Source organism: Sphingomonas sp. P2_B6, assembly GCF_056404755.1.
In genome coordinates this window covers 26838-33821 of the sequence record NZ_JBFUDK010000028.1, presented here as the reverse complement: position 1 = coordinate 33821, position 6984 = coordinate 26838, and the positions used below count along the sequence as shown (strand labels likewise).

The following is a 6984-nucleotide window of genomic DNA, read 5'->3' as shown; positions in this document are numbered from 1 at the left end:
CGTGAACGGTGTGCCGGGGATCCTGGCGGCGTGCGGCGGGGACGGCGGTTGCGCGACCTGCCAGGTCTATGTCGATGAGGCCTGGGCTGCTGTGACCGGCACGGCGTCCTCGCGTGAGCGCAACACATTGCGCTTTGCGTTCGAGCCGAACGCCCATAGCCGCCTTGCGTGCCAGATCGTCCTCACAGAAGAGCTCGACGGTCTCGTCGTGCACCTGCCCTCAGATCAATATTAGCCGGCGTCCGATCAGTCCGGCCAGACCGGCTCCTCTGCGGGCTCCGTCACCTCGGGAAGCTCCATCGCCTCCAGCGCTTCGTGAATATGCTTCAGCAAGCCCGGGATGGCGGCCCGGCTCATGCGGCTCGACGGGCCGGCGATCGAGATCGCCATGGGCGGATCACCGTCCCGGACCGGGAGCGCGACCGCCAGGTTCGACACCCCGGGGGTGAACACGCTGGCGGCAAAGGCATAGCCATCACGACGAACCTGGGCCAGTTCCTTCAGCACCGTCGCGGCCTTGTACTCCTCTCTTCCCCCATGCTGCGTGGCATTGGACCGCTCCACCACCTTCAGCACCTGGGCTTCGGACTGCCGGCTGAGAAGGGCCTTTCCCGGCACGGATTTGAGCAGCGGGCGCAGTGTCCCGTTGGGCGGGCGATAGCTCAAGGGCTGCATCGTCTCGACGGCATGAACCTGTTGCATGTAGAGGCCGCTCTGAACCGCAAGCAAAATGGTTTCCTGGGTCGCCATCGCCAGGCTTTCCATCATCTTGACGACACCGCCGCCCTCGAACAGCCGTTCGGGAATCCACTGCCCGAGCAGCGCAAAACGCAGGCTCGGGAAATAGCTCTTCGTCTCGATATTATAGGTCAGATATCCCAGCTTGTGGATGCTGCGCAGCAGCGCGAGCGTGCTCGACACCGGATAGCCAAGGTCCTGCGATATCTCCGACAGGGTGCGCGGCTCGCGACCCTTTTCGAAATAGCGGAAGATCGACAAGACACGTTGCGCCGACTTGACGCTCGCTGCGCCCTCGCTCGATTCAGGAACCATCATGGTCCTCATTGTAAGGATTGCGCCGCATTTGCGAAGGCCAATCTCGATCCCTTGTTCAGGCGCCGCCCTGTCCGCCACTCACTCCCCGGCCCGCCGGCACCCCGTTCGCCTTCTCGCAAACACCCCGGCACACCCACGCTCACCACACCCCGACAACGGGCAAAACTCCCTCGAACTCCGGGCAGCAATCTTCAATCTTGCTGGCTGAAAAAACAGGTGGGTGGCGATCGTCCTCCCGTCCGAACCAGGCCGACTGGTGGGCTTGCGGTGCGAAGCGAGATATGAGCACCACCCACCAGTCCTGCGGCCCGCGATCTCACCAGCGATAGCGGACCTGAATAGCGACATTCCTGGGTTCTTCCTTACCGCCCGAGGTGGTGTTGCTGCCGAAGGACAGGGGTATGATCCTGTCGGTCAGGTTCTTTCCGATCAGGTCAAGCGCCCAACGGTGCGAAGGATCTTCCAGGGTAATCTTGCCATCCAGCCGGACACTTCCCGGAATTAGGAACAACGGGTCGTCAGTGCCCACGCTGTTATAATAGGATGTCGTAAAGATCGGGCTGAGTGCGCCCGTCAGACGAAAGCCTCTTATCGGAACACTATACTCACCGGTGAATGACCCGCTCCACTTGGGCGCAAAGTCGAGCGGCTTGCCGTTCAGGCTCTGAAATGCCGGCTTTGGCACCAACGCATTTTGTCCGTACGTGATCGGCGCATTGGGAAAATCGGTATAGTGCGCATCCAGATAGGTCACATCTCCGGTGATACGGAGGCGCGATGTCGGCGCCCACTGCGCGTGCAGTTCCACGCCTTGTGACCGACTACCGCCCGCATTTACCGCAGCGCTGGTATAGATTCCCGCCAGCAGCTGGATCTGCGCGCTGACCTGAATATCCTTAAAATCCTGCCGGAAATAATCGAGGTTGATGAGAAGGCGGTTCCCGAACAATTTGGCTTTTACGCCAGCCTCGTAGGCGTTCACAAACTCGGGCTTGAAGGTCGGTTCGACGGTCGCCCCTGAAATGCTCGTCAAAGGAGCAAATGTCGTCGAAGAGAAGCCGCCCGCCAGGAAGCCGCGGGTATATTTGGCGTACAGCATGACCTGAGGCTGCACCTGATATTGCAACCCGATCGATGGCAGCGCGGCCTTGTCAGTGCGCGCATAAGGAAAGGTGCCCGGCGCGCCGAGAAACTGGCCCAGAAACACCTGTTGCGCGGGCGTGTACACATCATCGAGCGGCGCAAACGGACCCGTCGCCTGTCCAAAGGAGACATTGCCGACAAAGTCTTTGTGAACGCGGCTCGCCCGAAAGCCGAGGTTCAACGTCAGTTGCTTCGTGATGTGCCAGTTCACCGCGGCAAAGCCCGACAGGATGGACTCCTTCTGCGTATATGTGAACAAGTATCCAGCAGGTGTCGGCCCGGTAAAATGAAGAGTCGCCAGAGTCGGGTTAAAGTATGGCGTCAGCCCCTCTACGGACGAATCAAGGGTATCTCTCTGATAATAACCACCGATGATGAAGTCTACTGGTTTGTCGGTAGATGACGCTATGCGTACTTCCTGACTGAACTGCCGATACTTCTGTTGAACAACCTGCGTCGTCAACCACTGGTTTCCAACCGAGGGATTGTCCTCATCCGCATGAGAGTCGAGGATCAGGTAACCGGTGACTGATGTGAAGGTCAGGTCACCGGCATGATAATCCATGGTCAGTTCATCGGTGTTGGTTTTCAACAGCGCGAATTGGCCAGCCAAACCTGAGTTCAGGTTATTGTCCAAGCCAGTCGGGGCCGACCCCGGGCTCGCGGCGTTGGCGGCAACGACATACGAGCAGAAATTACTGACTTTGGGCACGCCGACCGGCGGCGGGCACAACGTCCACTGCGAGGGAGTCTGATTGAAGGCGCCGGTGATTTTGTTCGAGCTACCCTCGACCTTCAGGATGGCATCGAAATCACTCGTCGGCTTCCAGACCACCGTGCCGCGACCCGCGTAATTCCGCATGCCCGGCGCTTTCTCTCGCGTATTCACGTTGTAGATCCAGCCAGTCTGCCCGTTGGCGGTGCCCGCGAGACGCACGGCCAGGGTTTCGCTCACCGGTACACTGGTCGCTCCCTCGACCGCATATGCGCCGTAGGAGCCATAAAGCGCACGTGCATAGCCATCGAAATGGTCGTCGGGCCTCTTGGTCTGCAAGCTCAGCGCTCCGCCGACTGCATTGTTGCCGAAATAGGTGCTTTGCGGTCCGGCAAGAAGCTCGATGTGGTCGATATCCAGGAATGCCGCCTGCGTTGCCACCGACCGGCCGTAATAAAGGCCATCGACGAAGACAGGGACCGACTGATCATAGGATGAGTTACGTGCGCCGGAGGAGATACCACGAATGGCGATGGTCTGACCCTGCTGGTTGCCCGCAGACACGATGTGCAACTGGGGGACGACCTGGGACAGGTCCGTCAGACTGTTGAGGTTTTGATTCTGCAGCGTAGCGCCGGAGACCACCTGAACCGACACAGGGACTTTTTGGAGCGGCTCCTCTCGCTTCTGCGCTGTGACGATGATGTCCTGTATCTGGCCATCAGCCGAATTGCCCTGCTCTGTCGGGGGAGCCTGGTTCGCAGGTGCGGCAATCGGCGCAGCAGTCACCTGGTCTCGCGCGGCAGCCGGAGTTGCGCCGCATAGTGCCAATCCAGCTGTCAGAAACATCGCGGAATGGGCGATTACAGATGTCGACGAAAGCGCTCGGCGCGCGAAAATGTGGCCGCGAACTCGTACCGGCTGATGGCCCTTCATTGTACCTCCCTATCTCGGAATGAGTCGCCTATTTTTGAACCCGATCAGCGCGATGAGCGCGTCCCGGGCTATGTAGGCTTCGCACGCCGAATAGCTTCGCGCGTGTCGCAAGACAATCTGTTTTCACAAATGTCTTTTATTTTTTCATGGATGAGAAATTTCTATTATACGACGACGCTCATTGGCGGACTCACGCTCTGCGGTTGACCCGTCGGTCGTTCCGGGGCCTGCCCTTGGCGGCGCGAGTGAGTGCGACCAATCGCGACGGCAGGATTTCTCGTCGTCATCACCAGACATGGCCGGCCAACTCGTCGCTGCCCGGAAGGGTGTGCGCAAACCGAGCAGAGTTGGCCAATTTGCACGAAATGAGGCACTTCGTTGCCTGCCATATTGCTGAAATGGCCACTCCCGAATGATGTGCGCGAAAGACATCGGGACAATCCGCAGGTGCTACGCGAACGCTATTGGGATCGCCCGACGATCAATCTCGAGGAGTTTGCGGACCTGGCCTGCATGTCTGTCCGGCAACTCTACAGGCTGCGCGCGAGGCGGGACGCATCTTTTCCCACTGAGATGCGTCCTGGCGGCTCTCCGATTTTCAAAAGGATCGAAGTCGAAGACTGGCTGGAAAGCCGTGCTATCCATCGAAAGACGGTCTGGATTCACCCGGAATGGAAAGCGCCTCAAACACGTTAGCGCCTAGGGCGAGACCGATCAGGAAAGACTCCCACCGCGCAAACCCGTCGCGCTTCTCGTCAAAGAGATCATAGCCATCATAGACTTCCTCCAGGTCCTTCTTCTTGTGGTTCAGCATCGCTTCGGCCGTCTCGAAATCGATTTTCAGCCTCTTCGTGTTGGAGCGCATTGTCCGGCGCAGATCGTGAAAGGTGAAGTGGGCGATCGTTCTTCCAGCGATTTCCTCCATCCTGCGATGGATTCGCGCCAGAACCTTGTACCAACCCGCCATCATCGGCCCCTCTTTCCGAGAGGAAGGGATCAGCCAGACGCGGTTGGTCGCCGTCAGCGACCTGCCCCACGGCGCCAGGGGGATGCGGTGCAAAAGACTGTTCTTTGTCCGCTCGGGAGGGATCGACCACACGTCACCAGCAATCTCGCTCGCCTCGGCACCCAAGACCTCTTCCTTCCGGCATCCGGTCAGCAAGAGGAGCAGAACGGCGCGCTGATAGAGGCGCTTCTCCAACGCGAGCGCCTGAAGGAGCCAACACAGTTCTTGATGGTTCAGGTGCCTGGAACGGGGGGCGGAGGGAAAATAGTTGGCCTCGAGTGTAGTGGCTGGATTCGCCTTCAGGATGACCCCGGCTTCCTTGCCCGGCCGTCCCGCACACCACTTCATGAATACCTTCAGTTCCGCCGCGAGCCTGTTCGCCCGGATAGGGGCCGTCTTGCCTTTCTTAAGGACGAGCGACCAAAGATCGTCATCAGTGAGCTCCTGAAGGATTCGCTTTCCGATCTGGCGCTCCATGTCACATGACCAGATTTGCTCCTTGCCGCGGATCGACCGCGGCTTGAGCTTGCGACGAAGGCCGCTTTTTACGGATACCATGTAGAGCGCGTGAGCATCAGCCACCTTGGTGTGCGCCGCGCGCTCGGCGCGTGCAGCATCGGCCGGGTCGACCCCCTGCTCTACCGAGACATTCAGATTGACGGCCCAGGCGCGAGCATCGGCGATGCTGTGGATTGGGTATCCCCCGAGCGTCGCCTTTAGTGACCGCGCCGGTTTTCGTCCGGCCACCCGTCGACGATACTTCCAAACCTTCGTGGTGCGGTCGTGACCCGTATGGACTTCAAGGTACAATCCCGGCGTCTGGGGGTCTGCCAATCGGCCCGCCTGCAATTTGTCTAACGTACTGGGGTTAAAGCTGATCTTCGTTCCCATTGTGCGCTCTCTCGAAGCGAGATCACGTCCAATTTCACGGGCACAATTCGGGCACAAGAAGCGTCCTTGCTGGTCCGAAAATGTCCTGTTGTGTCACAAGCTCTGGGTCGAGACGCGTAGCTTGTGCGCAATGGCCGTACCTCCGAAGCCGCTCGGTTAGAGCGGCGATAAAGTTCGGATGTCGACAATTTCTCGTTGTACTTCAGATGCCTATACGATCCCAGCGTGTGACGCACTGGGTTCGCTCTTGCCCCGTCCGGCCCACCACGCTAGATGCGCGAGCCGCACAGGGGTGTAGCTCAGTTGGTTAGAGCGTCGGTCTCCAAAACCGAAGGCCCTCGGTTCGAGTCCGAGCTCCCCTGCCACTTCCCCATCCTCCCGCGTTTGCCAGTCACGTCGCTCGGGATGTGGACAACCGCAGTTTCCCCTTGCTCCCCCGGTCGCGGCTCTGCGAATGAGGAGCCGACACAAAAAAGGGGGCACCATGCTGGAAAAGCTGACCACGGGCTTGCGGCGGAGCCTTGCCGGGCTGGTGCTGGTACTGGCGATCGTCTCGGGAGAGGCGCGAGCTGACGTTCGCATGATCTTTTGGTCGCACGATACCACCACCTATTTCCCGCACGCCTTCGTCACCCTGAAGGGTGTGGCCGATTCGAGTGGCGAGGTGGTCGACACGAGCTATGGCTTTACGGTCAATTCTACCACACCGATGGCGCTATTTGCGTCGGTGAAGGCTCATGTAGACATTACTCCCAAAAGCTACATCCGCGCTAGCGAAGCGCAATTCTCCGTTCGTCTCACGGATGCGCAATATGAGTCCGTCAAGGCGATGATAGCGGAATGGAACGGACCAAAGTCGCGCTGGAATCTCAATAACCGGAACTGCGTGCATTTCGTCGCCGAGGCAGCACGGCGGGCAGGCCTCGTGGTGGTCGAGGACAAAAAGCTGATGAAGAAACCGCGCAGTTTCACCCAGTCGCTCATTCCGCTCAATCTGGGTCGGGTCACGGTGATCAACATGAACGGCAGAGCGTATTGGGCCGCCCACCCCGAGGACGAAGTGTTCGGCGTGCCGGAGAAGATCGGCGACTCTGTGCTCGGCCGGAAGATCAAGGGCCTGCCCGAGGAAGGAGACCGATAGCGGGACACGTCCGCAAACGACCCCGCCTCTCTTGCTTTCCCGGCGCGCCGGGGTTATCTGCGCGGTCAATCCGAAATCGAGGATTGGACGGCGCCG

At 59.5% G+C, this 6984-nt stretch carries 5 protein-coding genes and 1 tRNA gene; 3 read left to right on the top strand and 3 right to left on the bottom strand.

Features of this window, described 5'->3' with window-relative positions:
- A partial coding sequence (locus AC1DX5_RS23740; RefSeq protein ID WP_478017746.1) for a 2Fe-2S iron-sulfur cluster-binding protein occupies window positions 1-235 on the top strand: 235 nt, incomplete at its 5' end.
- An 11-nt stretch (window positions 236-246) separates the two neighbouring features.
- On the opposite strand, the gene AC1DX5_RS23735 is transcribed toward AC1DX5_RS23740, so the two are convergent.
- The 3 genes from AC1DX5_RS23735 to AC1DX5_RS23725 all read right to left on the bottom strand — a co-directional run bounded on the left by AC1DX5_RS23735 (window position 247) and on the right by AC1DX5_RS23725 (window position 5747).
- Window positions 247-1056: an IclR family transcriptional regulator gene (locus AC1DX5_RS23735; protein ID WP_478017744.1), complete on the bottom strand. Its 810-nt coding sequence runs from the start codon at window positions 1054-1056 to the stop codon at window positions 247-249.
- A gap of 316 nt (window positions 1057-1372) precedes the next feature.
- Complete coding sequence (locus AC1DX5_RS23730) at window positions 1373-3850, bottom strand: TonB-dependent receptor (protein ID WP_478017742.1); 2478 nt, start codon at window positions 3848-3850, stop codon at window positions 1373-1375.
- A gap of 637 nt (window positions 3851-4487) precedes the next feature.
- Window positions 4488-5747 (bottom strand): site-specific integrase, encoded by a 1260-nt coding sequence (locus tag AC1DX5_RS23725; RefSeq protein WP_478017740.1) that lies wholly within the window; start codon window positions 5745-5747, stop codon window positions 4488-4490.
- A 288-nt stretch (window positions 5748-6035) separates the two neighbouring features.
- Here AC1DX5_RS23725 and AC1DX5_RS23720 point away from each other — a divergent pair.
- Both AC1DX5_RS23720 and AC1DX5_RS23715 read left to right on the top strand, forming a co-directional pair.
- Window positions 6036-6112 (top strand) — tRNA-Trp (locus AC1DX5_RS23720).
- 119 nt (window positions 6113-6231) lie between these two features.
- Window positions 6232-6888, top strand: a complete 657-nt coding sequence (locus AC1DX5_RS23715) for a hypothetical protein (protein ID WP_465169679.1) — start codon at window positions 6232-6234, stop codon at window positions 6886-6888.
- The last annotated feature ends 96 nt before the right edge of the window (window positions 6889-6984 follow it).

Bases quoted from the DNA above. Each gene is read 5' to 3' on its own strand.
- AC1DX5_RS23735 (WP_478017744.1), bottom strand. From the start codon at position 1,056: ATGATGGTTCCTGAATCGAGCGAGGGCGCAGCGAGCGTCAAGTCGGCG.
- AC1DX5_RS23730 (WP_478017742.1), bottom strand. From the start codon at position 3,850: ATGAAGGGCCATCAGCCGGTACGAGTTCGCGGCCACATTTTCGCGCGC.
- AC1DX5_RS23725 (WP_478017740.1), bottom strand. From the start codon at position 5,747: ATGGGAACGAAGATCAGCTTTAACCCCAGTACGTTAGACAAATTGCAG.
- AC1DX5_RS23715 (WP_465169679.1), top strand. From the start codon at position 6,232: ATGCTGGAAAAGCTGACCACGGGCTTGCGGCGGAGCCTTGCCGGGCTG.